We start from the raw sequence: 26,554 nt of genomic DNA, 5'->3' as shown, positions 1-26,554 counted from the left end.
GGGCGGACGCTAAACCCGTCACACATTTCAGCTACAGGGTTCGATCATGGCTACTTACGATCTCGTTGTTATCGGCACCGGTCCCGGCGGATATGTGTGCGCGATTCGTGCCGCGCAGCTCGGCATGAAGGTCGCGGTGGTCGAGAAGAACCCCACCCTCGGCGGCACCTGCCTCAATGTCGGCTGCATGCCGTCGAAGGCGCTGTTGTATGCCTCCGAAATGTTCGAGGAGGCCGCGCATTCCTTTGCCAAGATGGGCGTCAGCGTTTCCGCGCCGAAACTCGATCTGCCCTCGATGATGAATTTCAAGCAGCAGGGCATCGACGGCAACGTCAAGGGCGTCGAGTTCCTGATGAAGAAGAACAAGATCGACGTCATCAGCGGCAAGGGCAGGATTCTCGGTACCGGCAAGGTCGAGGTCACGGGCAATGACGGCAAGACCCAGACGGTCGAGACCAAGAACATCGTGATCGCCACCGGCTCCGATATCGCGCGGCTGAAGGGCATCGAGATCGACGAGAAGCGCATCGTGTCGTCGACCGGCGCGCTGTCGCTCGACAAGGTGCCCTCGAAATTGCTGATCGTCGGCGCCGGCGTGATCGGGCTCGAACTCGGCTCGGTGTGGCACCGGCTCGGCGCGCAAGTCACCGTGGTGGAATTCCTCGACCGCATTTTGCCGGGCATGGACGGCGAAGTGGCAAAGCAATTCCAGCGCATCCTCGAGAAGCAGGGCTTTGCGTTCAAACTTGGCGCCAAGGTCACCGGCGTCGATACCTCGGGCAAGACGCTGATCGCCCAGGTCGAGCCGGCCGCGGGCGGCAAGTCCGAGGCGCTGGAGGCCGACGTGGTGCTGGTCTGTATCGGCCGCGTTCCCTACACCGAGGGCCTCGGCCTGAAGGAAGCCGGCATCGCACTCGACAATCGCGGCCGCGTGCAGATCGACGCTCATTTTGCCACCAGCCTGAAGGGCGTCTACGCCATCGGCGACGTCGTCGCCGGGCCGATGCTGGCGCACAAGGCCGAGGACGAAGGTGTCGCGGTCTCCGAAATTCTCGCCGGCCAGGCCGGGCATGTGAACTACGACGTTATACCAGGCGTGGTGTATACCACCCCGGAAGTGTCGTCGGTCGGCAAGACCGAGGAAGAGCTGAAGCAGGCCGGCGTCGCCTACACGACGGGCAAATTCCCGTTCACCGCCAATGGCCGCTCCAAGGTCAACCAGACCACCGAGGGGTTCGTGAAGATTCTCGCAGATGCGAAAACCGATCGGGTGCTCGGCGTGCACATCGTCGGCCGCGAGGCCGGCGAAATGATCCATGAAGCGGCGGTTTTGATGGAGTTCGGCGGCTCCGCCGAGGATCTGGCGCGCACCTGCCACGCCCATCCGACCCGGTCGGAGGCCATCAAGGAAGCGGCGCTTGCAGTCGGCAAGCGCGCGATCCATATGTGATCGACGCCCCGGCCGAGGCCGGGCCGGGGACATGACGGGATGATGCGCCGAATTCTACAGCCGATCTGGGTTCTGCTTGCGGTCATCTTCCTGATCGAGGCCTGGCTGTGGGATCACCTCGAGCCTGTTGTGGCGTGGTTCGTGCGGCTGATCCCGCTGCGCGCCTTCAAGCAATGGCTCGCCGAGCGCGTCGATACGCTGTCGCCGGCGATGACGCTGATTGTCTTCATCGTGCCGATCATCCCGCTGTTTCCGCTGAAGATGGTCGGCGTCTGGCTACTCACCCAGGAGTACTGGATGAGCGCCATCGTCACCATCCTGTTCGCAAAACTCCTGGGCGTCGGCGTCACCGCGTTCGTGTTCGACGTCACCCGCGACAAATTGCTGCAAATGGACTGGTTCGAAAAGCTCTATGAGTTCGTCATGGGGCTGAGGGCGAAAGCCGCCGCACTGGTCGATCCCATCAAACTTCAAATCACAAAAGCCCTGCGCGGCGACGGCACTGGCTGGTCCTCCCGCACGCTGCGGCTAGTGCAGCGCTTCCGCAAGAGCGTGCGCGAAGCGCGCTGAGTTTCCTCTCCCTCGCCCCGCTCTTCGCGGGGAGAGGGTTGGGGTGAGGGGCTCTCTCAGCGAATGCCAATGCTAAATCCAAAAGTGTGCCTCGCCCCTCACCCGAAATTCGCCGTGCGAATTTCGACCTCTCCCCGCGCAGAGCGGGGAGAGGTAAGTAAGATACTCACGCCAGATGCAGGAGATGCGGCATGAAAATGCCGAGCGCGGTCATGGCTATGCCCGCCAGCGCCAGCAGGCCCGAGATCCAGGCCAGCGCGATGATGCCGGTGATGATGGTGGCCGACGCCAGCACGATGCCGATCTGGAAAGCGGCGGAGGCGAGTTCGTAGTGATGATATTTCGCTTCCGCGAGGTCGCGCTCCTCCTCGGCATGCTTAGCGCGCTCGGACAATTGGTCCTGCCCTTCGCCGGTCTTGGGATCGGACCGGTAGCGCTCGGCGGTCTTCTGCCAGTCGTCGATCTGTTTTTGCAGCGCCGCCTTGGCGGCATCGTCGCCGGCGGTGCCGAGACCTAACTTGCCTTGTTCGGCGGCGGTCTGCACGACGTTGCGGCGGATACTCTTGGCCTGGAAGAACGCCCACAGGTTGGAGGCCTCGACATTCTTGCTGATCGATTCGGTCTGGGCGCCCTTGCCGAGCGTCTCCGACAGCGCCAGGCACAGCGCGATCACGGCGATCAACAGCGCGATCTTCCTGTTTTCGCCGGCGGCTTCCTTGGCTTGATCCGCCTGCTCCATCATTTCGCTCATGGTTCCCTCCCTGTTCGGTGACATGAACGATTGACCGAACCAACCCGTCCGCGCAAGAGGCAAGCGGAATGCGACTGTAAGTCGTTGAGGAGCTGTCAGGCGCGGGGGTGCGCGGATTTATAGACTTCCAGCAGCCGTTCGCTGTCGATGCCGGTGTAGATCTGCGTGGTCGAGAGCGAGGCATGGCCGAGCAGTTCCTGGATCGCGCGCAAATCGCCGCCGCGGCTCAACAGGTGGGTTGCGAAAGAATGTCGCAGCGCATGCGGTGTCGCGCTGTCGGGCAGCCCCAGCGCGCCGCGCAGCCGCTCCATGGTGAGCTGGATGATCCGCGGGCTGAGTTGCCCGCCGCGTGCGCCGACGAAGACCGGCCCCTCGGGTGGCAGCGGATGCGGGCAGATCGCCGCATAATCCTGGATCAGCGCCAGCACGTTCTGCAGCACCGGCACCATCCGGGTCTTGTTGCCCTTTCCGGTGACAACAAGCACGTCGCCTTCGCCGGGCCGCGGCACGTCGCGGCGCCGCAAACCGAGCGCCTCGGAGATGCGCAAGCCCGAGCCATAGAGCAGCGCCATGACCGCGGCGTCGCGCGCCCAGATCCAGGGATCGCGGGTTTCGCCGGCGCGTTCGTCGGCATCGGCAAAGCGCTTCGCCGCCGCGATCGGAACCGGTTTCGGCAGGCTCTTGCCGACCTTTGGCGCGCGGATCGCGGACAATGCCCCGACCTTGCCCTTGCCTTCGCGTTCGAGGAATCGACCGAACGAGCGCAGGCCGGCGAGCGCGCGCATCAGCGAACGGCCGCCGATGTCGTCCGCGCGCCGCATCGCCATGAAGGCCCTGACGTCGGTGGCTTCCAGCGCGGCGAAACGTGGCAGCGTCACCGGCTCGCTCCAGTGCTCGCAGAGAAATTCGAGGAACTGGCGCAGGTCGCGGGCGTAGGCCTCGCCTGTCTTGGGCGATAGCCGCCGCTCGCTGCGCAGATGCGACAGCCAACGCGTCATCTGCAGCGCGACGGTCTCATCGGCGCAGTCGAGTTCGATCGGTTGAGCGGCGGAGGCTGGCTTGGCCATAGCTGTCCGGGGCAAGCGGTGATTCCTGCCGAGTATATCGCACCGCTTTCGTTTAACCTTCGCTAATCGCCCTGTGGCGGCGGCCGGACACTGGCCCCGGCCGCCCGGCGGTCCTAAGTTAGCCCATCTCTCCGGCCTTCGAACCTGATTCTCCGATGGACCTTTTTGCGCGCGACACCACCCCTTCCGCATCATCGACGCGAATCGTCGATGTGCTGGTGCCGGTCGCGCTCGACCGGAATTATTCCTACCGGGTGCCGCGCGGCATGGAGCTTGCGCCCGGCGACGTGGTCTGTGTGCCGCTCGGGCCGCGCGAGGTGGTCGCGGTGGTGTGGGCGGAAAACGCCAATCCCGATCCGCGGCTGCACAATCGCCTGAAAGACGTCGGCGAAAAGCTCGACGTGCCGCCGCTGAAACAGGAACTGCGCTCGCTGGTCGATTGGGTCGCCGGCTACACGCTGTCGTCGCGCGGCATGGTGCTGCGCATGACCTTGCGGATGGGCGAACATCTCGGCCCCGAGCGGGTGCGGCTGGGCGTGCGGCTGGCAGGCGAGCCGCCAAAGCGCCTGACGCCGGCGCGGCGCCGGCTGATCGATGCGCTGTCGGATGGCCTGCTGCACGGCAAATCCGATGTGGCGAGAGAGGCCGGCGTCAGCGTTGGCGTGATCGACGGCCTGGTCGATGAGGGCACGCTGACGACGGAAGCGATGCCGCGCGCGGCCGCGCCGCCGGCGCCCGATCCCACATTCGCGATGCCGGATTTTTCCCGCCAGCAGCGCACCGCGGTCGACGCGATGCGGGCGCTGGCGGCGAATGGCAGCTTTCACGTTGCGCTGCTCGACGGCGTCACCGGCTCGGGCAAGACCGAAGTCTATTTCGAGGCCATCGCGGAAGTAATCCGCCGCGGCCGGCAGTCGCTGATCCTGATGCCGGAGATCGCGCTGACCGGCCAGTTCCTCGATCGCTTCGCGCGGCGTTTCGGCGTGCGTCCGCTGGAATGGCATTCCGAACTGACCCCGCGCACGCGGCAACGCAACTGGGCCGCGATCGCGGCCGGCGAAGCGGCTGTCGTGGTCGGCGCGCGCTCGGCATTGTTTCTGCCCTATGCCAATCTTGGGCTGATCGTAGTCGATGAGGAGCACGACCAGGCCTACAAGCAGGACGAGGGCGCGCATTACCATGCCCGCGACATGGCGGTGGTGCGCGCCCACATCGCCAAAATCCCGATCGTGCTGGCCTCCGCCACGCCCTCGGTCGAGACCGAGGTCAACGCCCGCAAGGGCCGCTATCAGCGCATCGTGCTGCCGTCGCGATTCGGCGGCCAGCACATGCCGCATATCGAGGCGATCGATTTGCGCCGCGAGCCGCCGGCGCGCGGCCGCTTCATCTCGCCGCGGCTTGCCGAGGAAATAAAAATCGCGATCGAGCGGCGCGAGCAGGCGCTGCTATTCCTCAATCGCCGCGGCTACGCGCCGCTGACGCTGTGCCGCGCCTGCGGGCATCGATTTGCCTGCACCATCTGCGACGCCTGGCTGGTCGATCACCGGTTTCGCCAGCGTCTGGTCTGCCATCATTGCGGCTTCTCGATGCCGCGCCCGAATGTCTGTCCGCATTGCCAGGCCGAGCAATCGCTGGTCGCGGTCGGCCCCGGCGTCGAACGGCTGCAGGAAGAAGCCGCCGCGCTGTTTCCGGAAGCGCGCACCATGGTGCTGTCGAGCGACCTCATCACCTCGATCGAGACCATGCGCAGCGAGTTGAACGCGATTGCGGAAGGCCGCGTCGACATCATCATCGGCACGCAGCTGGTGGCCAAGGGCCATAACTTTCCGCGGCTCAACCTGGTCGGCGTGGTCGATGCGGATCTGGGTCTCAGCAACGGCGATCCGCGCGCCGCCGAGCGCACCTGGCAATTGCTCAACCAGGTGATCGGCCGCGCCGGCCGCGACCAGGGCCGCGGCGTCGGCTATTTGCAGACCCACCAGCCCGAGCATCCCGTGATGAAGGCTTTGATCGCCTGCGACCGCGAGGCGTTTTATGCGAGCGAAATCGAGGGGCGCGAACGCGCGCTCTATCCGCCGTTCGGGCGGCTCGCAAGTCTCATCATTTCCGCGGGCGACCGTCCGACCGCGGAGGGTTTTGCGCGCAAGCTGGCCGCGATCGCGCCGATCGACCCGCGCATCCAGGTGCTGGGGCCGGCCGAAGCCCCGCTCGCGGTGATCAAGGGGCGGTATCGTTTCCGGCTGTTGATCAAATCGGCGCGCGCGGTCGACCTGTCGGAATATCTGCGCGAATGGCTGGCGGCGGGGCCGAAGACCAAGGGCAATCTCAAGCTCGAAGTCGACGTCGATCCGCAGAGTTTCTTGTGAGGGGCTCGTCATTCCGGGGCGCGCGATAGCGCGAACCTCAGATGCGCAATTGCGCATCGGGGAATCTCGAGATTCTCAGATGTGCAATTGCACATCGTAGTTCGATGCTCGCGCATCGCCCCGAAATGACGAATCGCAAAAGGCCTGCCGTCATTCGCGACGGCAGGCTTTTCTTCGGCGTGCAGAAATTCCTGCGGCCGTTACGCCACGCAACGCTTACCGAACTTTTCTGGTCCGAAGAGGCGTTGGGAACGCCGTTAGCCGATGACCTCGGCGGTCACCCGGCCGACTCCAGCGCTGGTGAGCCCGATGGCGCGGGCGGCGCCGGTGGACAGGTCGAGAACCCGGCCGCGGACGAATGGGCCGCGGTCATTGACGGTCACGATCACACTGCGGTCGCCATGGGTCACCCGCAACTTGGTGCCGAACGGCAGCGATCGGTGGGCGCAGGTCATGGCGCTCTGGTTGAAGCGCTGGCCCGAGGCGGTCTTGCTGCCGGATTCGTTGCCGTAATAGGAGGCCATGCCCGAGAAACTGCGTCCGGTGCCGGACGACGGGGCGATCGCCGCGTTGGCGTCGCGCCAGGAGGCCCGGGCAGCGGCCCTCGGGGAATCGCTGGCGACGTGGTGATGGCGATAGCCGTGATGGTGGTAGCGGTGGGATTTGGCCGAGGCCTCGGTGGCGCTGCCACCGACCAGGAGAGTTGCGGCGAAAAGAGCTACTGCCGTGCGTGACTGGGTTGTGCTTCCCAGCGTGGGCTTCTTTATTTTCAGCATATCAGTCCCTCAAGATAGTATTGCCACATATGTGGCAAGTGGAACCCCCGTCCCAAGTTGAGTGACCGCCGTTTGGTAACCTAATGAGGCATAAACGGGGCAGTATTTGATTTTATCTCTCGCTGAAACATCTTGTGACCTAATGAAATTAATCCATAGATATTCCGTAATCTTATATATTAATGATTTATTTACCATTTATTACTTAGATATACAGACGTTTGAAGTCGTCGTCCGAGCAGGCGAGGTTTCAGCAAGTAATGCGGTCACGGAATGACTCAGGGGTTCGCGCTGTTCCAGTCGGCGGGCTCATGCGGGCCATGCATCCGCAGGCGGAACGAATGCCGTCCGGCGTGACGGAATTGGCCGCGGATTATTCGGGGCCGGTCGATATTTTCACGGCGCCGGACGCGCTTGAAAATGGTCCGGCGATCACCGCGAAACCACATGCGACAAGGCGGCACGAAGCGCCTGTCGTCATGTTGCACCTGCGCTCCTGCTATGTTAGCAAAGCCGCGATTTTAACGATCCCGATACCCCTCGTATCGGTCGAAAATCGAAGTCCCGCTTGAATTCCAAGGGCTTGGATCGCTAGGCGCCGCTCGTGGCGACGGTCTTTTCCTTGCGAGTTTGACAGCTAAAAAGAGCGCGCTTGTGGCTGCAGAAGATCCGTCGGTTTCGGGAGTGTCCGGTCGTTATGCAACGGCCTTGTTCGAACTGGCGCGCGACGAAAAATCCATCGACCCGGTCAAGGCCGACCTCGACAGGTTCGATGCCATGCTGGGAGAAAGCGCCGACCTGAAGCGGCTGGTGCGCAGCCCGGTATTTTCGGCGGACTCGCAGTCGAGGGCGCTGGCTGCCGTGCTGGAGAAGGCCGGTATTTCCGGCATCGCCGCGAATTTCCTGAAGGTTCTGACCGCCAACCGCCGGCTGTTCGCGGTCAGTGACGTGATTCGCGCCTTCCGCGCGCTGGTGGCGAAATTCAGAGGCGAGGCGACTGCCGACGTCACCGTGGCCGAAACCCTCAGCGACAGGAATCTCGACGCCCTGAAGACCGCGCTGAAGTCGGTGTCGGGCAAGGACGTTGCACTCAACGTGAAAGTCGATCCCTCGATCATCGGCGGCCTCATCGTCAAGCTGGGCAGCCGCATGGTCGATAGTTCGCTTCGCACCAAACTCAATTCGATCAAGCACGCGATGAAAGAGGCAGGCTGATGGACATCCGCGCCGCGGAAATTTCCGCGATCCTGAAGGACCAGATCAAGAATTTCGGCCAGGAGGCCGAGGTTTCCGAAGTCGGACAGGTGCTGTCCGTCGGCGACGGCATCGCCCGCGTCTATGGGCTCGACAACGTCCAGTCCGGCGAGATGGTCGAATTCGAAAACGGCACCCGCGGCATGGCGCTGAATCTCGAAACCGACAACGTCGGCATCGTGATCTTCGGCGCCGACCGCGAGATCAAAGAAGGCCAGACCGTCAAGCGCACCGGCGCCATTGTCGACACCCCCGTCGGCAAGGGCCTGCTCGGCCGCGTCGTCGACGCCCTCGGCAATCCGATCGACGGCAAGGGCCCGATCCAGTCGACCGAGCGCATGCGGGTCGACGTCAAGGCGCCCGGCATCATTCCGCGCAAATCGGTCAACGAGCCGATGGCAACCGGGTTGAAGGCGATCGACGCACTGATCCCGATCGGCCGCGGCCAGCGCGAATTGATCATCGGCGACCGCCAGACCGGCAAGACCGCGATCGCGCTCGACACCATCCTGAACCAGAAGCCGCTCAACGCCCAGACCGACGAGAAGATCAAGCTGTATTGCATCTATGTCGCGATCGGCCAGAAGCGTTCGACCGTCGCCCAGTTCGTCAAGGTGCTGGAAGAGCAGGGCGCGCTGGAATATTCGATCATCGTCGCGGCCACCGCCTCCGATCCGGCGCCGATGCAGTACATCGCCCCCTTCACCGGTTGCACCATGGGCGAATATTTCCGCGACAACGGCATGCACGCGGTCATCATCTATGACGATCTGTCGAAGCAGGCCGTCGCCTATCGCCAGATGTCGCTGTTGCTGCGCCGCCCGCCCGGCCGCGAAGCCTATCCCGGCGACGTGTTTTACCTGCATTCGCGCCTGCTCGAACGCGCCGCCAAGCTCAACGACAGCGAGGGGTCGGGCTCGCTGACCGCGCTGCCGGTGATCGAAACCCAGGCCAACGACGTGTCGGCCTACATCCCGACCAACGTGATCTCGATTACCGACGGCCAGATCTACCTCGAGAGCGACCTGTTCTTCCAGGGCATTCGCCCGGCGTTGAACGTCGGCCTTTCGGTGTCGCGCGTCGGATCGTCGGCGCAGACCAAGGCGATGAAAAAGGTCGCCGGCAAGATCAAGGGCGAACTCGCGCAGTACCGCGAGATGGCGGCGTTCGCGCAGTTCGGAAGCGACCTCGACGCCTCGACCCAGCGGCTGCTGAATCGTGGATCGCGCCTGACCGAGCTGTTGAAGCAGCCGCAATTCGCGCCGCTGAAGATGGAAGAGCAGGTCTGCGTGATCTGGGCCGGCACCAACGGCTATCTCGACCCGCTTCCGCTCAACAAGGTGCGGGCGTTCGAGGACGGTCTGCTGTCTGCGCTGCGCGGCAAGCATGTCGAGATCCTCAACACCATTCGCGACAGCCGCGACCTCAGTGACGATACCGCCGGCAAGCTGAAGGCGGTGGTCGAGGAATTCGCCAAGACGTTTGCTTGATTTTGCCGTCGTGGCCGGGTGTCGATGCCGGGCCTGATGAAAAGGGGCTTGCGGTCGGATCATGGATCGGATCGCCGGGGTGAACTGAGAGATGGCTTCACTTAAAGACATGCGGGTCCGCATCGCCTCCACCAAGGCGACGCAGAAGATCACCAAGGCGATGCAGATGGTGGCGGCTTCAAAGCTGCGCCGCGCGCAGACCGCAGCCGAGGCCGCGCGGCCCTATGCGGAAAAAATGGATGCGGTGATCTCGAATATTGCAACCGCAGCCGCGAACTCGCCCGGCGCGCCGGTTTTGCTCGCCGGGACCGGGAAGGATCAGGTGCATCTGCTGCTGGTCTGCACCGGCGAACGCGGCCTGTGCGGCGCCTTCAATTCGTCGATCGTGCGGCTTGCCCGCGAGCGCGCGTTGGCGCTGATGAACCAGGGCAAGGAAGTAAAATTCTTCTGCGTCGGCCGCAAGGGCTTCGAGCAGCTGCGCCGTACCTTCGAGAAGCAGATCGTGGAAACCGTCGAGCTGCGCTCGGTGCGCCAGCTCGGTTTCGTCAATGCCGAGGACATCGCCAAAAAGGTCATCGCCCGCTTCGAGGCCGGCGAGTTCGACGTCTGCACGCTGTTCTATTCGCGCTTCAAATCCGTGATCTCGCAGATCCCGACTGCGCAGCAGATCATTCCGCTGGTCGTGGAGGAGAAACCCGCCAACGCCGGACCCGAGACATCATACGAATATGAGCCGGAGGAAGACGAAATCCTGAGCGGGCTGTTGCCGCGCAATATCGCGGTGCAGATTTTTCGCGCGCTGCTGGAAAACAACGCCTCGTTCTACGGCGCGCAGATGAGCGCGATGGACAACGCCACCCGCAACGCCGGCGACATGATCCGCAAGCAGACCCTGATCTACAACCGAACCCGCCAGGCGATGATCACCAAGGAACTGATCGAGATCATCTCCGGCGCCGAGGCGCTGTGAGCGGCATGTCAACAGGAGGCACCCCATGGCTTATGTGACATCCGCGACCACCAAGGGCGGCCGCAACGGCCGCGCCATGCTGGACAATGGCGCGTTGGCGCTCGCGATGGCTGCACCGAAGGAAATCGGCGGCGCCGGGGACGGACACAATCCCGAGCAGTTGTTCGCGCTCGGCTATTCGTCCTGCTACGGCCAGGCGATCATGCTGATTGCGAAGAAATATGGCCTCGACGGCCAGGCGGCGCGGGTGACTTGCGAAGTCACGCTGGATCAGAAGGACGGCGGCTTCGGCCTTGCCGTCGAACTCAAGGTGTCGATACCCGGCGCCGACAAGGAAAAGCTGCAGCAATTGGTCGAGGAAGCCCACACGGTTTGCCCGTACTCGAAGGCAACCAAGGGCAATATTCCGGTCAAGCTGACCGTCGTTTAAGGTTTCGGACTTCAAGGAGAGAGTTTCATGGCTACACCCGCCAACCAGACCGGACGCATCACGCAAGTCATCGGCGCCGTCGTCGACGTGCAGTTCGAAGGCCATCTGCCGGCCATTCTGAACGCGCTCGAGACCCAGAACGGCGGCAACCGCCTGGTGCTCGAGGTCGCCCAGCACCTCGGCGAATCCACGGTACGCACCATCGCGATGGATACCGCCGAAGGCCTGGTCCGCGGTCAGGAAGTCGGCGACACCGGCAACCCGATCATGGTGCCGGTCGGTGTCGGCACGCTTGGCCGCATCATGAACGTCATCGGCGAACCGGTCGATGAAGCAGGCCCGATCCCGTCGGAAGGCAACCGCGCCATCCATCAGCCGGCGCCGGCCTATACCGATCAGTCCACCGAATCGGAAATCCTCGTCACCGGCATCAAGGTCGTCGATCTGCTGGCGCCCTATGCCAAGGGCGGCAAGATCGGCCTGTTCGGCGGCGCCGGGGTCGGCAAGACGGTGCTGATCCAGGAACTGATCAACAATGTCGCCAAGGCGCATGGCGGCTATTCCGTGTTCGCCGGCGTCGGCGAGCGGACCCGCGAGGGCAACGACCTCTATCACGAGTTCATCGAATCCGGCGTCAACAAGAAGGGCGGCGGCGAAGGCTCCAAATGCGCGCTGGTGTACGGCCAGATGAACGAGCCGCCGGGCGCCCGCGCCCGCGTCGGCCTCACCGGCCTGACCGTCGCCGAGCATTTCCGCGACCAGGGCCAGGACGTGCTGTTCTTCGTCGACAACATCTTCCGCTTCACGCAGGCCGGCTCCGAAGTGTCGGCGCTATTGGGCCGCATCCCGTCGGCGGTGGGCTATCAACCGACGCTCGCCACCGACATGGGCGCGATGCAGGAGCGCATCACCACCACCACCAAGGGCTCGATCACCTCGATCCAGGCGATCTACGTGCCCGCCGACGACTACACCGATCCGGCGCCGGCGACGACGTTCGCCCATCTCGATGCCACCACCAACCTCGATCGCGCGATCTCGGAAAAGGGCATCTATCCCGCGGTCAATCCGCTGGACTCGACCTCGCGCATGCTGTCGCCGCTGATCGTCGGCGAGGAGCATTACCAGACCGCGCGCATGGTCCAGCAGATCCTGCAGAAGTACAAGTCGCTGCAGGACATCATCGCGATTCTCGGCATGGACGAACTGAACGAAGAGGACAAGATCACGGTGGCGCGCGCGCGCAAGATCGAGCGCTTCCTGTCGCAGCCGTTCTTCGTCGCCGAAGTCTTCACCGGCTCGCCCGGAAAATTCGTCGACCTCGCCGACACCATCAAGGGTTTTCGCGGGCTGTGCGAAGGCAAGTACGACAACCTGCCGGAGCAGGCCTTCTACATGGTCGGCACCATCGAAGAGGCCGTCGAAAAGGGCAAGAAGCTCGCGGCGGAAGCGGCGTAACCAACACAGTCGTCATTGCCGGGCTTGACCCGGCAATCCATCGTTAGAGAAAGCTTTTTTGATTGATGGACCCGCGGGTCAAGCCCGCGGGTGACAGCCGAGAGAGTAGCTCCATGGCCACCTTCCACTTCGATCTCGTCTCGCCCGAAAAGCTCGCCTTCTCCGGCGAGGTCGATCAGGTCGACGTTCCCGGCGTCGAGGGCGATTTCGGCGTGCTCGCCGGACATGCCCCTGTGGTGGCCGCGATCCGGCCGGGCATCCTCACCGTGACGACGGGCAGCACGCACGAGAAGATCATCGTGCTCGGCGGGCTAGCCGAGGTGTCGGAAAAGGGTCTGACGGTGCTGGCTGATGTCGCCACCTCGATCGAGGAACTGGATCGGGCGAGGTTCGCCGACAAGATTTCCGACATGGAAGAAAAGCTCAAGGAAAAGGAAGGCTCCGAACTCGATCGCGCCGTCGAGCGGCTCGATCATTTCAAGAGCATCCAGCACCAGCTCAACGCCACGGCGCTGCATTAGCGATCCGGCTTTTCCCTCCTAGCGCTGCTGCCGTTCCGTCATCCTGAGGTGCGCGCCCCTGCGCGCCTCGAAGGATGACGTGCCCGGCTGGGACGATTTGTCCTTCGAGGCTCGCCCAGCGGTGCAAGCGCACCGCAGGGCTCGCACCTCAGGACGACGACCGACATCTGCCGAAACCCGGTTGCGCCTCGGAACTTCTGGCGGCATTCTCAGACCTGCATAGCGTCGTCCCGGGCAGGCCTTCATGAAACGCAAGATCGCGGCGATTTTCGCGGCCGATATTGCCGGCTATTCGCGGCTGGTCGCCGAGGACGAAGAGGAAACGCTGCGGCGTCTGGCCTCCTATCGCTCGGTCACCGACGATTTCATCGCACGCTATGGCGGCCGCATTTTCAACACCGCGGGTGACGCCGTGCTGGCCGAGTTTCCGAGCGCGGTCGAGGCCGTGCGCTGCGCGATCGACATCCAGGAAAGCCTGCGCACCCGCAACATGGCCTATCCGTCGAGCCGCCAGATGAGCTTCCGGATCGGCATCACCATCGGCGACGTGGTCGAGCGCGACGGCGATCTGCTGGGCGATGGCGTCAATATCGCGGCGCGTCTGGAGGGTCTCGCCGAAGTCGGCGGCATCTGCGTCTCCCGCTCGGTGCACGAGCAGGTCGCCAATAAGCTGTCGGTGCAGTTCGCCGACATCGGTGCGCAGGAAGTGAAGAACATTCCGACTCCCGTCCACGCCTATCTGGTGGCGATGCGGCGCGAGGACGGAAGCTTTGCGATGCCGCAGGTGAAGAAGCCGGCCGCGAAGAACTCGCCCGCGCCGAACTGGATGTGGCCGCTGGCGGTCACGGTGGTATGCGTCGTTGCGATCGGCGTTACCGGATTCTTGTACTTCACCAAGCTCGAGATGCCCGGTAAGCGTAGGGCGTCAGCTTCGGTCAGCAATGCCGATGCGCCTCCGACCCCGGTTCCGGTCCCGCCGCCGAAGCTCGCGACCGCGCCACCACCCTCACCTCCGGCGAACCCATCGGGTGAAAAGTTCGCGGCCGAGACGGTGCCGTTCGTTACCGATCGGGTACGTCTGGCGTTGGCGGGCGAGTATGCCCCGGCCGCCGACTACAAGGCGTTCGCGCTGAACCCCAACGGTACCTTCGGTACCGTCAGCGGCCAGCCGAGCGAGGAAGCCGCGAAAAGCGCGGCGCTCGAGCAATGCCAGCAACGCTCCGACGCCACCCAGGCGCCGCGAAAATGCGAGCTCTATGCGCTCGGCAATGCCGTCATCTATCCGCATGGCCGTCCGCCCGTGCCCCCGCTGCCATGGATCCGGCGCGACCCGTCGACCGAGCGGCCGTTCGCGGCCAAGGAGGTGCCGATCGTACGCGAGCAAGGAAAGGCCAGGATCGAAAACGTCTATCCGCCGGGCCGCAAGAGCAAGACGCTGGCGATCGGTCCCGGTGGCGCGTTCTTCTTCATGTTCGGTACCGAATCCATGGGGGAATCCGCACGCCGCGTCCTGGAAACCTGCGGCGCCGTGGTCGGCGTCGCCTGCATGATCGTGGCCGCTGACGATGTCTTCGTCGTTCCGGTGCCGACGACCTTGAAGGCGATCGGCTTCTTCCGGCCGGAGCGCAATCCATCGATCGCCAACGATGCGCGGGATGACCTGGTACGGAAACTCGCCGACGCAACGGGCGGATGGAACGCGGTCGCCGTCGGCACAGCCGGCCGGCCAGGACTGGGACTGAAGGCGTCGAGCGAACAAAACGCGGTCAATGAAGCGCTCGGCAATTGCGTCAAGCACGACAGCGATTGCCACGTCATCGCCATCGGCCCGTTTGCGGTCGGACCGAATTAGGTCCCGTCATCCTGAGGTGCCCGCGCCGCGCGCGGGCCTCGAAGGATTGCCTACAACACACCCTTTCGTCACGGCCGGGACAAGCCCGGGCATGACGAGTCTTGGCTTCTCAGGATGGCGTCGTCGAGGGAATTGCGAATCTCGCGAAATGCTGCGCCACCGTGCGATAGACCTCGCGCCGGAACGGCACCACCAGCTCGGCGACGCGGTCGAGCCGTTCCCATCGCCATTGGTCGAATTCCGCTGGCTGGCCGTTGCGTGGCGTCAGCGGATCGATTTCATCATCGGTACCGGTGAAGCGCAGCGCGAACCATTTCTGGCGCTGGCCGCGGAATTTTGCCAGCCGGTGCGACGACGGCCCGCCATACGGCGGAAACTCGTAAGTCAGCCAGTCGGTCTCGCCGAGGTACTCGGCGCTCATCACGCCGGTCTCCTCCCAGAGTTCGCGCATCACGGCCTCGCCCGGATCTTCGTGCGCATCGATGCCGCCCTGCGGCATCTGCCATTCCAGGCCGGGCAGGATGATTTCCGGCCCGTCGTCGCGGAAGCGCCGGCCGATCAGGACAAGGCCGGACGCGTTGAACAGCGCGATCCCGACATTGGGGCGATAGGGTTTTGTGTCTGTCATGAACTCCACGCTGTCATTCCGGGGCGTGCGCAGCACGAACCCGGAATCTCGAGATTCTCAGATGTGCAATTGCACATCATAGTTCGATGCCATCGGACCGCGCTTCGCGCGGACCCGTTAGCATCGCCCCGGAATGACGGGGCCACCCCTCAACCGCCCGCGAGCCTTGAAAATTCCTTCACCACGCGCTCATAGACCGGCCGCTTGAAAGGGACGATCAGTTCCGGCAGGTTCTTCATCGGCTCCCAGCGCCAGCCGACGAACTCCGCCTTGTGGCCGCCGCCGGGGCTCGCGACATTGATTTCGGAATCCTTGCCGGTGAAACGGACCGCATACCATTTCTGCCGCTGGCCGCGGTAACGGCCCTTCCAGGTGCGCCCCGCCACCGTGCGCGGGATATCGTAGATCAGCCAGTCGGCGACCTCGCCGAGTTTCTCCACCGAGCGGACGCTGGTCTCCTCATAGAGCTCGCGCTTGGCGGCCTCCCAGGTATCCTCGCCGGGATCGACGCCGCCTTGCGGCATCTGCCAGACATGGGACTCGTCGACATGCTCGATGCCCCCGGCGCGGCGACCGATGAAGACGAGCCCCGCGCGGTTGATCAGCATCATGCCGACGCATGTTCGATAGGGCAGGTCTTCGTAGCGCGCCATTCCGTCAGAGCCTCTTTCGAAGTCGCACGGCCGATCGGCCGGCCTGACCCGCAAGTCGCGCGGGCCGCGATGCTAGCTCGATTTTGATTTCAGCATCGCCGTTGTCAATGGCACAAGCATGATGCCGTGGCTATCGAGAGTCTTGATCCAGACCCCGATGCGCTCGATCGAAATCGGCAGCGCCGAGGCGACGCCGACCGCGATACCGTGCTCTTTGGCCAGGCTTTCGAGCTTGCCGAGCTCCCGATCGATCTCGGCCGCCGTCGGCACCGCGTCGATCGAGACGTCGGCCCGGGCGAACGGCATCGCCTGGCTGCCCGCCAGCGCGGCCGCGGCGCTGCGCGGCGCCGAGCCGTCGTCGAAATAGCCGAGCCCGCGCTTGGCCGCCTCGCGCACGATCGGCTGCATCACGGCATCGGCTGCGACAAAACGCGCACCCATGAAGTTGGCGATCCCGGCATAGCCCTGGAAACGGCTGAGGTGCCAGTACAGCCGGTCGAGATTCTGCTCGGGCGCAAGCGTGGTGAGCAGGGTTTGCGGCCCCGGATCGTTGTCGGGATAGTCGTACGGCTCCATCGGCACCTGCAGCAGGATTTCGTGGCGCTGGGCGCGGGCTCGCTCGGCGAGCTTGCCGGGATCGGAACCATAGGGCGTGAACGCCAGCGTCACCGCGGCAGGCAGTTTCATGATGGCGTCGGTGGTCTTGGCGGCGCCGACGCCGAGGCCGCCGATCACGATGGCAACCACCGGCATCCTGGCCGCCTTGGCGCGGTCGGCCTCGGCGGCATAGACCGTGAAGGGTTTCAGGCCGTCCGCGACCACCGGGATCATGCCGTAGCGCGACTTTTCCAGCAGCCTCGGATCGATACCCGCCATCAGGGCGGGTGCTGCCTCGGCCGTGGCCTTGTCGGGCGCATCGCCGGAGATCACCACGTCATGGCGCGCGCCGCTGGAGCCGTCGATGATGGTGATGGTCTTTTGCTCGCCGGCGGCGGGCGGTTTGGCCGCAGGCTTGGCGTCGACCTCGGAGGCAGCTGAAGGCGCCGTCGCCATTTTCTCTCCCGCGGGCGTCGAGGCGGGTATCGCGATGCGGACGATCGGCTCGCCGCCCAGCGGATTGTCGTGGAAGATGGCAAAGCCCGCAAAGGTCACCAGAAACAGGCCAAGCAGCACGGCAAGCGCCTGGGTTACCGTAAACGGCAACCGAAACCGGCGCTTGCGACGCAACCTCTTCTGTCCGAGCGGCGTGCTCAGATCGTCGGCCGCTTCTGCCATGGACCTTTCCCGAATCAACCGGGCCGACGATACCACGGCGGGGCAGAACGGCGGCAGATGCGCAACCACCAGAGTTCCCGCAAAAAGCGGACGCCTTGAGGGGTCAGGCTTTCCAGCAAAAAGGGCGGCCCGAAGGCCGCCCCTTGCGCAAAAACAGCTTGCCGGATCAGTTCGCCGCCTTGTTGGCCGGGCCGTCGGTCGTCGTCTTGTCGGCGGTGGTCGGCGTCACCGGGTTGGCCTTGATCCCGTGCAGCAGATCGTCGGCCATCTTCAGCGCCTTGTCGTCCTTGGCGTCCAGCGGCACGTAGGATTGCGACCCCGTCTTCTCGTCGCCGTCGTTCTTCAGATGGCCGCGCAGCGAGGCTTCGCCCTTGGTGTCGACCCGCGCCTTCAGCTCTTCCGGCACGTCCTGCAGCACCTCGATATCGGGAACGATGCCCTTGGCCTGGATCGATTTGCCCGACGGGGTGAAGTAGCGCGCCGTGGTCAGCCGCAGCGCGCCGTTGCCGGAACCGAGCGGGATGATGGTCTGCACCGAGCCCTTGCCGAATGAGCGGGTGCCGACCAGCGTTGCGCGCTTGTGGTCCTGCAGCGCGCCGGCGACGATTTCGGAGGCCGAGGCCGAGCCGCCATTGATCAGGACGATCACCGGCTTGCCCTTGGTCAGGTCGCCGGGATGAGCCGTGCGGCGCTGGGTTTCGTCGGCGTTACGGCCGCGGGTGGAAACGATCTCGCCGCGCTCGAGGAAGGCGTCGGACACCGTCACCGCTTCTTCGAGCAAGCCGCCGGGATTGTTGCGCAGGTCGATGACAAAACCCTTCAGCTTGTCGCCGATCTGGGTCTGCAGGTTGGCGATTTCCTTTTTCAGACCCTCGGTGGTCTGCTCGTTGAAGGTGGTGATGCGGATATAGCCGATATCGTCGGCCTCGACATGGGCACGCACCGAGCGGACGCGGATGTTGTCGCGCACCAGCGTGACGTCGATCGGATTGTCGTTGCCCTTGCGGATGATCTTCAGCCTGATCTTGGTGTTGACCGGCCCGCGCATCTTCTCGACCGCCTGGTTGAGGGTGAGGCCCTGCACCGCCTCGTCGTCCAGATTGGTGATGATGTCATTGGCCATGATGCCGGCCTTGGACGCCGGCGTGTCGTCGATCGGCGAGACCACCTTGATCAGGCCGTCTTCCATCGTGACTTCGATGCCGAGACCGCCGAATTCGCCGCGGGTCTGCACCTGCATGTCGCGGAAACTCTTGGCATCCATGTAGCTCGAATGCGGATCGAGGCCGGACAGCATGCCGGAGATCGCGCTTTCGACGAGCTTGCTGTCATCGGGCTTCTCGACATAGTCGCTGCGGACCCGCTCGAACACGTCGCCGAACAGATTGAGTTGGCGATAGGTGTCCGACGTCGCCGCCCGGGCACTCGATCCCATAAACACGGCGCGTGGCTGGGTCACGAACAACGTCAATGCAGCGCCGGTGGCGGCACTGAGGAGAACCAAAGAAGTCTTGCGCATCATCCGCGAACCTTTTCGCCTTCATTTGCGGCCCACCATGGGCCTGGATCGATTGGAGTGCCGTCCTTACGGAACTCGACGTAAAGCACCGGTTGGCTCGCGTTGGTCGCGAGAATGGATGCGACCTGGGACGTGGTCCCCATGACCGCGACCGGCTCCCCCGTAAGTACAAACTGGCCGATGTTGACCGAAATGCGCTCCATCCCGGCGATCAACACATGATACCCGCCCCCGGCATTGAGGATCAAGAGTTGTCCGTAGCTGCGGAAGGGACCGGCGTAAACAACCCAGCCATCACACGGTGTTGTGACCTGTGCTCCGGGCCTGGTTGCCAAAGAAATGCCCTTTTCGACGCCACCTGCGCCGTCGGAACCGCCAAAATCGCGAATCTTGACGCCGTTAACCGGCAACGCGAATAAACCCTTGGCGGAGGCAAAGGCAATGGCCGGACTGAGCCGGGCCGGATTCTTCAGCGCCCCCAGATTGGGCTTGCCGTTGACGGTCGAAGGCGCCCCCTGCAGGCTGGCAGTCGCGGCCGCCTTCGCCGCGCTGTTCAAATCCAGTTCCATCTTGGCGATCAGGCCCTGCAGGCTGTCGACCTGCTTGGACAGCGCGATGGCGCGCGCGCCCTCCGCGGCTATGTCCTTTTCGACCGAACTCTGCTGCCGCTGCCGCTCGTCGACCAGGGCCGCCAGACGGGTCTGGTCGTCCCTCAGTCTGTCGCGATCGGTCCCGAGCCGGTCGCGCTCGCCGGCGATGGATTTGCGGACATTCACCAGTTCGGTGAGGTCGCCGGTCAGCGTTTGCGCGCGCGCCCGCAATTCGGGCACCACCGCGCCGAGCAGGATCGCGGTGCGCAGCGATTGCAGCGCGTCTTCTGGCCGCACCAGCAAGGCCGGCGGCGTACGCCGCCCGGCCCGCTGCAGCGCCGCCAGCACCTCGACGATCTCGGTGCGGCGCGAATCGAGCGAGCCGCGGATCTCCTGCTCGCGGGCATCGAGCGGCCGCAGCCGCGCCTCGGCGTCCGCGATCCGGGTCTCGACGCCGCGCACTTGGGCGGCGATGTCGATCAGTTGCGCATTGAGCTTGCTGCGGTCCTGGCCGATCGCGGAGATCTCGGCCTGCAGTTTCGCTTGCGCCTCCGCCGCGGTCTTTTGCTGGGCGCGGGTGGCCTCGAGTTCCTGCTCGCGCTGCTTGATGGCGTCGGGCGAAGCGGCCGAGAGCTGCGGCGCTGTCCCGGCGATCTGGGCAGCCGCGGATGTGGACAATGCGATTCCCGCAAGGCCGGCCGACAACAGCGCGACGCGGACCGATCGGCCACGGCTGATGGTGTCAGGGTACGAACGACTAGTCTGCGTTGGCTGCATCGATGTTGGTCGGCGCTCTCTCGAGGCGTGCGCTGGCGCTCAGGCGCGGTGATAGGGATGGCCGGCCAGGATGGTCGCGGCCCGGTAAATCTGTTCCAGAAGCATGACGCGGACCATTTGGTGCGGCCAGGTCGCGGAGCCGAATGCCAGTCTCAGTTTTGCCTTGCGCCACAATTCGGGCGAAAGTCCGTCCGCGCCACCGATTGCGAAAATTGTGTTGGCGACCGCTTCATCGCGCCAGCGCCCCAAATGCCGGGCAAAGCTCGCGCTGTCAACATTCTCGCCGCGCTCGTCGAGCGCCACCAGCACGGATTTTTCGAAGATGGCGGCGGAAATCGCCGCGGCCTCCTCGGCGATCCGGGTCGCGGCGTCGCGCGCGCGGCTTTCGGGGATTTCACGGATTTCCAGCCCGCGGAAGCCGAGCTTGCGGCCGACATCGTCGAATCGCTCGCGGTAACGTTCGCTCAGTTCCCGCTCAGGGCCCTGTTTCAGGCGGCCAATGGCAATGACGACGAGGCGCATCAGCGCATGCTTATCATGCGCGCCAGCCGATTCGCATCGGCTCGAACAGCTAGATCGCCTTCGCCGCCACCGGGCCTTGAGTCCACAATCGCTCGAGATTGTAGAACTCGCGCACCTCGGGTCTGAACACGTGCACGATCACGTCGCCGGAATCGATCAACACCCAGTCGCAATTGGGCAAGCCCTCGATGTGGATGCTCTTGATGCCGGTTTCCTTCAGGCCTTTGGCGACATTTTCCGCGATCGCGCCGACGTGTCGGTTGGCCCGGCCCGTGGTGACGATCATGTAGTCGGAGAATGCAGATTTGCCGCGAAGGTCGATGGTGACCGTTTCTTCCGCCTTCATATCGTCGAGGCGGGAGAGGATCATATTCAGCGTCTTGTCGGCGTCGGGTTGCGCCTTCAAGGCCGCAGCTTGTGTCGATGTTTTACGCGTGGACTTCTTAGCCTTGGGTAAAACAGACTTGGACAATACAGATGTGGCCAGGGACCATTCCTTTCACTGTATCGCGGGCGCCGAATCTCTTGGAGCCCGCTGGCTATACTACGCATGTGGGGTTAACGGTTTCAATATTCCAGTGACGCTGTGCCGTCAGATTGTCCTCCAGCTGCCGTCGGGGTTCCGCAAGCCGGTCGATGACAGATCGAGCTTCATGCCGGTGAGAAAGACCCAGGCCGGCGCGCGGCGGTCCGCCAGCGTGCCTGCCTCATTCTCGGGCAGGCGATACCGGGAAAGCGCCTGCGCCGCGGGCGCTGCGAGCGCGCGGAAGCTTTGCGGCGGGCGGTCGATCACGGCGATCGGGACTTCGGATGCAATGCGCCGCCAGTCTTGCCAGCGATGAAATTGCGCGAGGTTATCAGCGCCCATGATCCAAACCAGGCGCAGCCCGGCAACACGGCGGCGCAGATAAGTGATGGTGTCGACAGTGTAGCGGGTTCCGATGACGGATTCGAGACAGGTGACGTCGATGCGCGGATCGTGCGCCATCGCTCGCGCGGCCTCGGCGCGCTCATCGAGAGCGTGCAGGCCGCCGTTTTCCTTGAGCGGATTGCCGGGCGTCACCAGCCACCACACGCGGTCGAGCCTCAAGCGCTTGATGGCGAACAGGCTGATGGCGCGATGCGCATCATGCGGCGGATTGAACGAGCCGCCGAGCAGGCCGATGCGCATGCCGTCGGTGTGGAGCGGGATGGATTGGGCTGCCGTTTGAGACGCGACTACTCGATTCAAACCGGTCACCGCGGGTGAAAGACGTTCTTGTCCGACGCGTTTTCTTCACGCGAACCGGTACCTACCCCGGATCCAGTCCGGGGCAGGCTTTCGCTCGAAAACGCTTTTGTCTTCACGGCCGCGTCTGTCCCGTGCCGTGAATGCGATATTTGAAGCTGGTCAATTGCTCGGCGCCGACCGGCCCGCGGGCGTGGAATTTCCCGGTGGCAATGCCGATCTCCGCGCCAAAGCCGAATTCGCCGCCGTCGGCGAACTGGGTCGAGGCGTTGTGCAGCACGATCGCCGAATCGACCTCGTCGAGGAATTTGCGGGCCGTGGCTTCGTCCTCGGTCACGATCGCGTCGGTGTGGTGCGAGCCGTGGTTGTGGATATGCGCGATTGCCTCGTCGACGCCGTCGACCACTTTCGCGGCGATGATCGCGTCCTCATATTCGGTATCCCAGTCCTCGTCGGAAGCAGGCTTCACCCTGGCGTCGGTGCGTTGCACGGCGGCATCGCCGCGCACCTCGCAACCGGCGTCGATCAGCATCTCGACCAGCGGCTTCAGCGCGGTCGCAGCGCCGGCGCGATCGACCAGCAGCGTCTCGGCGGCGCCGCAGACGCCGGGGCGGCGCATCTTGGCGTTCAGCACGATCGACTTCGCCATTTCGAGATTGGCGGCATGATCGACATAGACGTGGTTGACGCCTTCCAGATGCGCGAACACCGGCACGCGCGCTTCCGCTTCGACGCGCGCGACCAGGCTCTTGCCGCCGCGCGGCACGATCACGTCGACGCCGCCGGAAAGTCCAGTCAGCAACAATCCCACCGCGGCGCGGTCGCGCGTCGGCACCAGCGTGATCGCGGCTTCGGGCAGACCGGCCTCGCGCAGGCCCTGCGTCAGGCAATCATGGATTGCGCGGCAGGACCTGAAACTGTCGGAGCCGCCGCGCAGGATCACGGCGTTGCCGGATTTCAGGCACAAGACGCCGGCGTCGGCCGCGACATTGGGGCGGCTTTCGAAGATCACGGCGACGACGCCGAGCGGCACCCGCACCCGCTCGATCACCATGCCGTTCGGCCGCCGCCAGCTCTCGGTGACGACGCCGACCGGATCGGGGATCTCGCGCACAATGGAGATGCCGTCGGCCATCGCATCGATGCGCGCTCGCGTCAGCGCGAGCCGGTCGACGAAGGCCGGGCTCGCGCCGGTGCTGCGCGCTTCCGCGACGTCCTCGGCGTTGGCGTTGAGGATCGTGGGTGCGTTGGCGCGGATGGCGCGCTCCATCGCGGCAAGCGCGTTGTTCTTCTGCTCGGGCGAAGCCAGCGCCAGCACCCGCGCGGCGGCCCGCGCGCGCGCGGCGAGTTCGGACATCAGCGCCGGCAGATCGGCGCTTCCATCGATGGCTTTCAGCGGCGCGGTCATCTCGGTTCCAGCCTCGTTAAGGCAATGTCCTAGCACGGAAATTGGGGATTTGCGAAGTGCGGCGGCGGCATGGCTGGGGGCATCAGGGCGGCCGGTCGGCCATTGGCCTAGTCGCGGCCAAAGTGCCTATTGCGCGTCTGTCGAGGGTCAAAGCTGCTTTGGCCGGGAAATGACACGAGGCTGAAGCGGGGTGCCCTCATACAATTCGCCGACCGCGCACTTCAGCCCGAACATCGGCAGCAACAATTCGGCCGCCGGGCCGACAAGGTGCGCGGACTGCCAGCCGTTGGCTGTCCTGACATCGACCCTGACCTCGACGCGATCCTGTTCGACGATGAGCACGGCTTCGCAGGGCTGGTGCGAAAGATAGATTTCGCGTTTCACGTCAATCCAGCGACCGGCCGTTCCGGGGATCGGAACATCATCGGTGGCGGACACGATTTCGGCGAGGAGATACACGCGGTCGGAAAACCGCTGCTCCGCATCGTAGTCTGCGTCGATAACGCCTACGTCGGGCTCGGGTCTGTAGGCCGAGGATCCAATCTCGACTCCCAGACGTTGGGTGGCCACACGGGAGGGATCAAACCGACGCAGGGCGTCATTCAGAAGTCGTTCGAGATTGCTCGCGATCCGATTATGCGCGATCGTCGGTGGCGTCATCATCATCGGAACACCCGATATGAGTTCCCAACGCTCATGCTCGGGGCGCCGGTCCTGAAATGCACGAAACTCGGCGACCGACATTTGCCCCGCGAACACGTTCTCCGGGACGGCGAGACCCATGGACGCCTCCACATTTCGGGATTTGACTATCCGCAAGATAGGCCAACGCCACCAATGTGACAACTCGGAGACCTTGGGGAAAGGCGCGAGCACGGCCCTGAATACGCACCGCGGATCAGTCGCTGTGCCGCCGTGGGCGAACTGATCCGACCACTCAGGAGGGCCGCTCAACAAGTTTTAGCAGGTTTGAACGCATGTTCGCCCGAGCCTTATCCTGCATAGGACTGTAAACGTCGGGCGAAACGAAGTTAGGCGACCAGTCCGGAGGGGGCGTCACCGCTATTCTCTTGCCGACATAGCCCCCGGTGTTGGGGACTTCCTGTTGTGTCCCTCTTTCCAGGCCTGCCTTCATCTCTGCCAAACCGTTGCGGCAAACCAAATCGTCGTCCTTTCGCAATGGCGCGGTCTTCCGCTCGAGTGCGATGGCGATATCGATAATTTTCGCCTTGAGGTCCGCTGGTTGCTGTTTGAGAAAATTCAAAGCGGCTGCCCGCTGCGTAAGGAGCTGAGACACACGATTGTCTGGAGCGGTCCGGTCTTCGCACTTGGCCCCGTCGATGATGATTAGCTCAAAGGCGTACAGCGACATCAGCCCTGCGGTAACCCGTGGGTCTTTGGCCAGATCGGCTATTTTTGCACTGTCGCCCACGATCCACAAATCTCGCGCATAGAGGAGTGGGAGGAAAAATCCTCCTCCATTATCTGTTCTTGTTTTCAGCCAACTCAATTTTCTCGCAAATTCGGTGGCCGGGTAGGGGCGCAAGAGAACGGATCCCAGTTGGCTCCAGTTTCGAGCCGACAACAGCGAATCCAGTTCAACGTCGGGAGGCAACGGCGAGGCCGTGGTCGCGGCTTGCGCTTGTGCCATCGCTCCGCCGGAAGGCACCGCAAATGCGGACAGGATCACCAAAGCGACTCGGATAAAAAGCTGCGGACGCAAGTGATGCCTCTATCGCCGACGCGCGCACCAATACGCCGTCATGCCCCCGACTATCGTTGCGGATCGCGTAAAGGGCAAGCTCAAGTAGTGCCGCCGGATTAGAAGCAGCCGCGACGAGGTCGTCAGCCCGGGTCGCTGTGCCTCGGCCCGCCCACCACCAGATCGTCGCGGTGGATCATCTCCGCCCGGCCGCTGATGCCGAGGATCGCCATCACGTCCGGCGAGGAGCGGCCCCTGATCTTTTCGGCGTCCTCGGCGTCGTAGGCGACCAGCCCACGGCCGATCTCATGGGTGTCGGGGCCGCGCACCACCACCGCGTCGCCGCGCGCAAATTGGCCGTCGACCCGGATCACGCCGGCCGGCAGCAGGCTTTTTCCGGCTCGCAGCGCGCTCACTGCGCCGGCGTCGATGGTCAGCGTGCCCTTCGGCTCCAATGATCCGGCGATCCAGCGTTTGCGCGCGGTGACGGGGTTGGCAGGGGTCAGGAACCAGGTGCAGCGTCCACCGTCGGCGATGGCCTGCAGCGGATGCTCGATCTTGCCGGAGGCGATCAGCATATGGGTGCCGCCTGTGGTTGCGATCTTCGCGGCCTCGATCTTGGTGGTCATGCCGCCGCGCGACAGTTCGGATTCGGCTGCTCCCGCCATCGCCTCGATTTCGGCCGTGACGGTCTCCACCACCGGAACGAGCTTTGCGTTGGGGTTGGCAGCCGGCGGCGCATCGTAGAGGCCGTCGATGTCGGACAACAGGATCAGCAGGTCTGCGCTCGCCATGGTGGCGACACGGGCGGCGAGGCGATCATTGTCGCCATAGCGGATTTCATTGGTGGCGACCGTGTCGTTCTCGTTGATGACCGGCACCGCGCGCCATTCCAGCAGTTTGGCGATGGTCGAGCGCGCGTTGAGATAACGGCGGCGCTCCTCGGTGTCCTGCAAGGTCACGAGAATCTGGCCGGCGCCGATGCCGTGATGGCCCAGCACCTCCGACCAGATCCGCGCCAGCGCGATCTGCCCGACCGCGGCCGCAGCCTGGCTTTCCTCCAGCTTCAGCGCGCCACGCGGCAGTTTCAAACGGCTGCGGCCGAGCGCGATCGAGCCCGAGGAGACGATCAGGACGTCGCGGCCCTCGCCATGCAGCTTTGCGAGATCAGCCGCCAGCGCCGCGAGCCATGCCGTCCGCACTTCGCCGGCATCGGAATCGATCAACAGCGACGAGCCGACCTTGACGACGATGCGGCGGAATTTTTTAAGGGAGGGGCGGGCCATGGGAATGAGAT

Annotated in this window: 26 protein-coding genes; 11 read left to right on the top strand and 15 right to left on the bottom strand. The window is 64.2% G+C overall.

Translation table 11 applies throughout. The features are described from left to right. The first annotated feature begins 46 nt into the window (after window positions 1-46). On the top strand, window positions 47-1,450 hold the full coding sequence (gene lpdA / locus VK804_RS17995) for a dihydrolipoyl dehydrogenase (protein WP_325372680.1): 1,404 nt from the start codon (window positions 47-49) through the stop codon (window positions 1,448-1,450). A 39-nt stretch (window positions 1,451-1,489) separates the two neighbouring features. After that, on the top strand, window positions 1,490-2,020 hold the full coding sequence (locus tag VK804_RS17990) for a hypothetical protein (RefSeq protein ID WP_325372678.1): 531 nt from the start codon (window positions 1,490-1,492) through the stop codon (window positions 2,018-2,020). A gap of 166 nt (window positions 2,021-2,186) precedes the next feature. On the opposite strand, the gene VK804_RS17985 is transcribed toward VK804_RS17990, so the two are convergent. Beyond that, a complete protein-coding gene (locus tag VK804_RS17985) occupies window positions 2,187-2,771 on the bottom strand; it encodes a DUF4337 domain-containing protein (protein ID WP_325372676.1) in 585 nt (194 codons plus the stop codon). A gap of 95 nt (window positions 2,772-2,866) precedes the next feature. After that, entirely contained in the window at window positions 2,867-3,838 is a 972-nt protein-coding gene (locus VK804_RS17980; RefSeq protein WP_325372682.1) for a tyrosine recombinase XerC, read from the bottom strand. 155 nt (window positions 3,839-3,993) lie between these two features. Between VK804_RS17980 and VK804_RS17975 the strand changes: the two genes are divergently transcribed. Beyond that, a complete protein-coding gene (locus tag VK804_RS17975; RefSeq protein ID WP_325372674.1) occupies window positions 3,994-6,204 on the top strand; it encodes a primosomal protein N' in 2,211 nt (736 codons plus the stop codon). Between the two features lie 257 nt (window positions 6,205-6,461). Here VK804_RS17975 and VK804_RS17970 read toward each other — a convergent pair whose 3' ends face one another. Next, entirely contained in the window at window positions 6,462-6,980 is a 519-nt protein-coding gene (locus VK804_RS17970) for a septal ring lytic transglycosylase RlpA family protein (protein WP_325372672.1), read from the bottom strand. Between the two features lie 341 nt (window positions 6,981-7,321). On the opposite strand from VK804_RS17970, the gene VK804_RS17965 reads away from it, so the two are divergent. From VK804_RS17965 to VK804_RS17930, 8 genes are all read left to right on the top strand, one after another. Beyond that, window positions 7,322-7,552 (top strand): hypothetical protein, encoded by a 231-nt coding sequence (locus VK804_RS17965; RefSeq protein WP_325372670.1) that lies wholly within the window; start codon window positions 7,322-7,324, stop codon window positions 7,550-7,552. Between the two features lie 82 nt (window positions 7,553-7,634). Further along, window positions 7,635-8,195, top strand: a complete 561-nt coding sequence (locus tag VK804_RS17960; protein ID WP_325372668.1) for a F0F1 ATP synthase subunit delta — start codon at window positions 7,635-7,637, stop codon at window positions 8,193-8,195. After that, window positions 8,195-9,724, top strand: a complete 1,530-nt coding sequence (atpA, locus tag VK804_RS17955) for a F0F1 ATP synthase subunit alpha (RefSeq protein ID WP_325372666.1) — start codon at window positions 8,195-8,197, stop codon at window positions 9,722-9,724. Before VK804_RS17960 ends, atpA begins: the two co-directional genes overlap by 1 nt. 91 nt (window positions 9,725-9,815) lie before the next feature. Further along, entirely contained in the window at window positions 9,816-10,694 is an 879-nt protein-coding gene (locus VK804_RS17950) for a F0F1 ATP synthase subunit gamma (RefSeq protein ID WP_325372664.1), read from the top strand. Window positions 10,695-10,719: 25 nt separating this feature from the next. Beyond that, the gene (locus tag VK804_RS17945; protein ID WP_325372662.1) at window positions 10,720-11,124 is read left to right on the top strand and encodes an organic hydroperoxide resistance protein; all 405 of its coding nucleotides are present in this window, start codon (window positions 10,720-10,722) and stop codon (window positions 11,122-11,124) included. 27 nt (window positions 11,125-11,151) lie between these two features. Next, the gene (gene atpD / locus VK804_RS17940) at window positions 11,152-12,582 is read left to right on the top strand and encodes a F0F1 ATP synthase subunit beta (protein WP_325372660.1); all 1,431 of its coding nucleotides are present in this window, start codon (window positions 11,152-11,154) and stop codon (window positions 12,580-12,582) included. Window positions 12,583-12,695: 113 nt separating this feature from the next. Further along, window positions 12,696-13,103: a F0F1 ATP synthase subunit epsilon gene (locus VK804_RS17935; RefSeq protein WP_325372658.1), complete on the top strand. Its 408-nt coding sequence runs from the start codon at window positions 12,696-12,698 to the stop codon at window positions 13,101-13,103. 244 nt (window positions 13,104-13,347) lie between these two features. Next, a complete protein-coding gene (locus VK804_RS17930; protein ID WP_325372656.1) occupies window positions 13,348-14,955 on the top strand; it encodes an adenylate/guanylate cyclase domain-containing protein in 1,608 nt (535 codons plus the stop codon). Between the two features lie 109 nt (window positions 14,956-15,064). Here the strand turns inward: VK804_RS17930 and VK804_RS17925 are convergent, their stop codons facing one another. The 12 genes from VK804_RS17925 to proB all read right to left on the bottom strand — a co-directional run bounded on the left by VK804_RS17925 (window position 15,065) and on the right by proB (window position 26,543). Then, complete coding sequence (locus VK804_RS17925; RefSeq protein WP_325372654.1) at window positions 15,065-15,583, bottom strand: RNA pyrophosphohydrolase; 519 nt, start codon at window positions 15,581-15,583, stop codon at window positions 15,065-15,067. Window positions 15,584-15,732: 149 nt separating this feature from the next. Continuing rightward, window positions 15,733-16,236 (bottom strand): RNA pyrophosphohydrolase, encoded by a 504-nt coding sequence (locus VK804_RS17920; protein ID WP_325372652.1) that lies wholly within the window; start codon window positions 16,234-16,236, stop codon window positions 15,733-15,735. Between the two features lie 72 nt (window positions 16,237-16,308). Continuing rightward, on the bottom strand, window positions 16,309-17,511 hold the full coding sequence (locus tag VK804_RS17915) for a divergent polysaccharide deacetylase family protein (protein WP_325372650.1): 1,203 nt from the start codon (window positions 17,509-17,511) through the stop codon (window positions 16,309-16,311). A 166-nt stretch (window positions 17,512-17,677) separates the two neighbouring features. Next, window positions 17,678-19,033 (bottom strand): S41 family peptidase, encoded by a 1,356-nt coding sequence (locus VK804_RS17910; RefSeq protein ID WP_325372648.1) that lies wholly within the window; start codon window positions 19,031-19,033, stop codon window positions 17,678-17,680. Further along, window positions 19,030-20,397, bottom strand: coding sequence for a murein hydrolase activator EnvC family protein (locus VK804_RS17905; RefSeq protein ID WP_325372646.1), 1,368 nt, complete (start codon window positions 20,395-20,397; stop codon window positions 19,030-19,032). Before VK804_RS17905 ends, VK804_RS17910 begins: the two co-directional genes overlap by 4 nt. Window positions 20,398-20,436: 39 nt before the next feature. Continuing rightward, complete coding sequence (rlmH, locus tag VK804_RS17900) at window positions 20,437-20,919, bottom strand: 23S rRNA (pseudouridine(1915)-N(3))-methyltransferase RlmH (RefSeq protein ID WP_325372644.1); 483 nt, start codon at window positions 20,917-20,919, stop codon at window positions 20,437-20,439. Between the two features lie 49 nt (window positions 20,920-20,968). Next, on the bottom strand, window positions 20,969-21,325 hold the full coding sequence (gene rsfS / locus VK804_RS17895; RefSeq protein ID WP_325372642.1) for a ribosome silencing factor: 357 nt from the start codon (window positions 21,323-21,325) through the stop codon (window positions 20,969-20,971). Between the two features lie 186 nt (window positions 21,326-21,511). Next, entirely contained in the window at window positions 21,512-22,150 is a 639-nt protein-coding gene (locus VK804_RS17890) for a nicotinate-nucleotide adenylyltransferase (RefSeq protein ID WP_325372640.1), read from the bottom strand. A gap of 112 nt (window positions 22,151-22,262) precedes the next feature. Further along, window positions 22,263-23,555: a glutamate-5-semialdehyde dehydrogenase gene (locus VK804_RS17885; RefSeq protein WP_325372638.1), complete on the bottom strand. Its 1,293-nt coding sequence runs from the start codon at window positions 23,553-23,555 to the stop codon at window positions 22,263-22,265. A 147-nt stretch (window positions 23,556-23,702) separates the two neighbouring features. Then, window positions 23,703-24,338, bottom strand: coding sequence for a Uma2 family endonuclease (locus VK804_RS17880; protein ID WP_325372636.1), 636 nt, complete (start codon window positions 24,336-24,338; stop codon window positions 23,703-23,705). A gap of 154 nt (window positions 24,339-24,492) precedes the next feature. Next, window positions 24,493-25,278 (bottom strand): hypothetical protein, encoded by a 786-nt coding sequence (locus VK804_RS17875; protein WP_325372634.1) that lies wholly within the window; start codon window positions 25,276-25,278, stop codon window positions 24,493-24,495. A 122-nt stretch (window positions 25,279-25,400) separates the two neighbouring features. Continuing rightward, window positions 25,401-26,543: a glutamate 5-kinase gene (gene proB / locus VK804_RS17870; protein WP_325372632.1), complete on the bottom strand. Its 1,143-nt coding sequence runs from the start codon at window positions 26,541-26,543 to the stop codon at window positions 25,401-25,403. Window positions 26,544-26,554 lie beyond the last annotated feature (11 nt).

Origin of the sequence: Bradyrhizobium sp., from assembly GCF_035484855.1 — a bacterium.
Classification (GTDB): Bacteria; Pseudomonadota; Alphaproteobacteria; order Rhizobiales; family Xanthobacteraceae; genus Bradyrhizobium.
The sequence above is the reverse complement of the archived record's forward strand: the minus strand, read 5'-3'. Positions and strand labels throughout refer to the sequence as shown.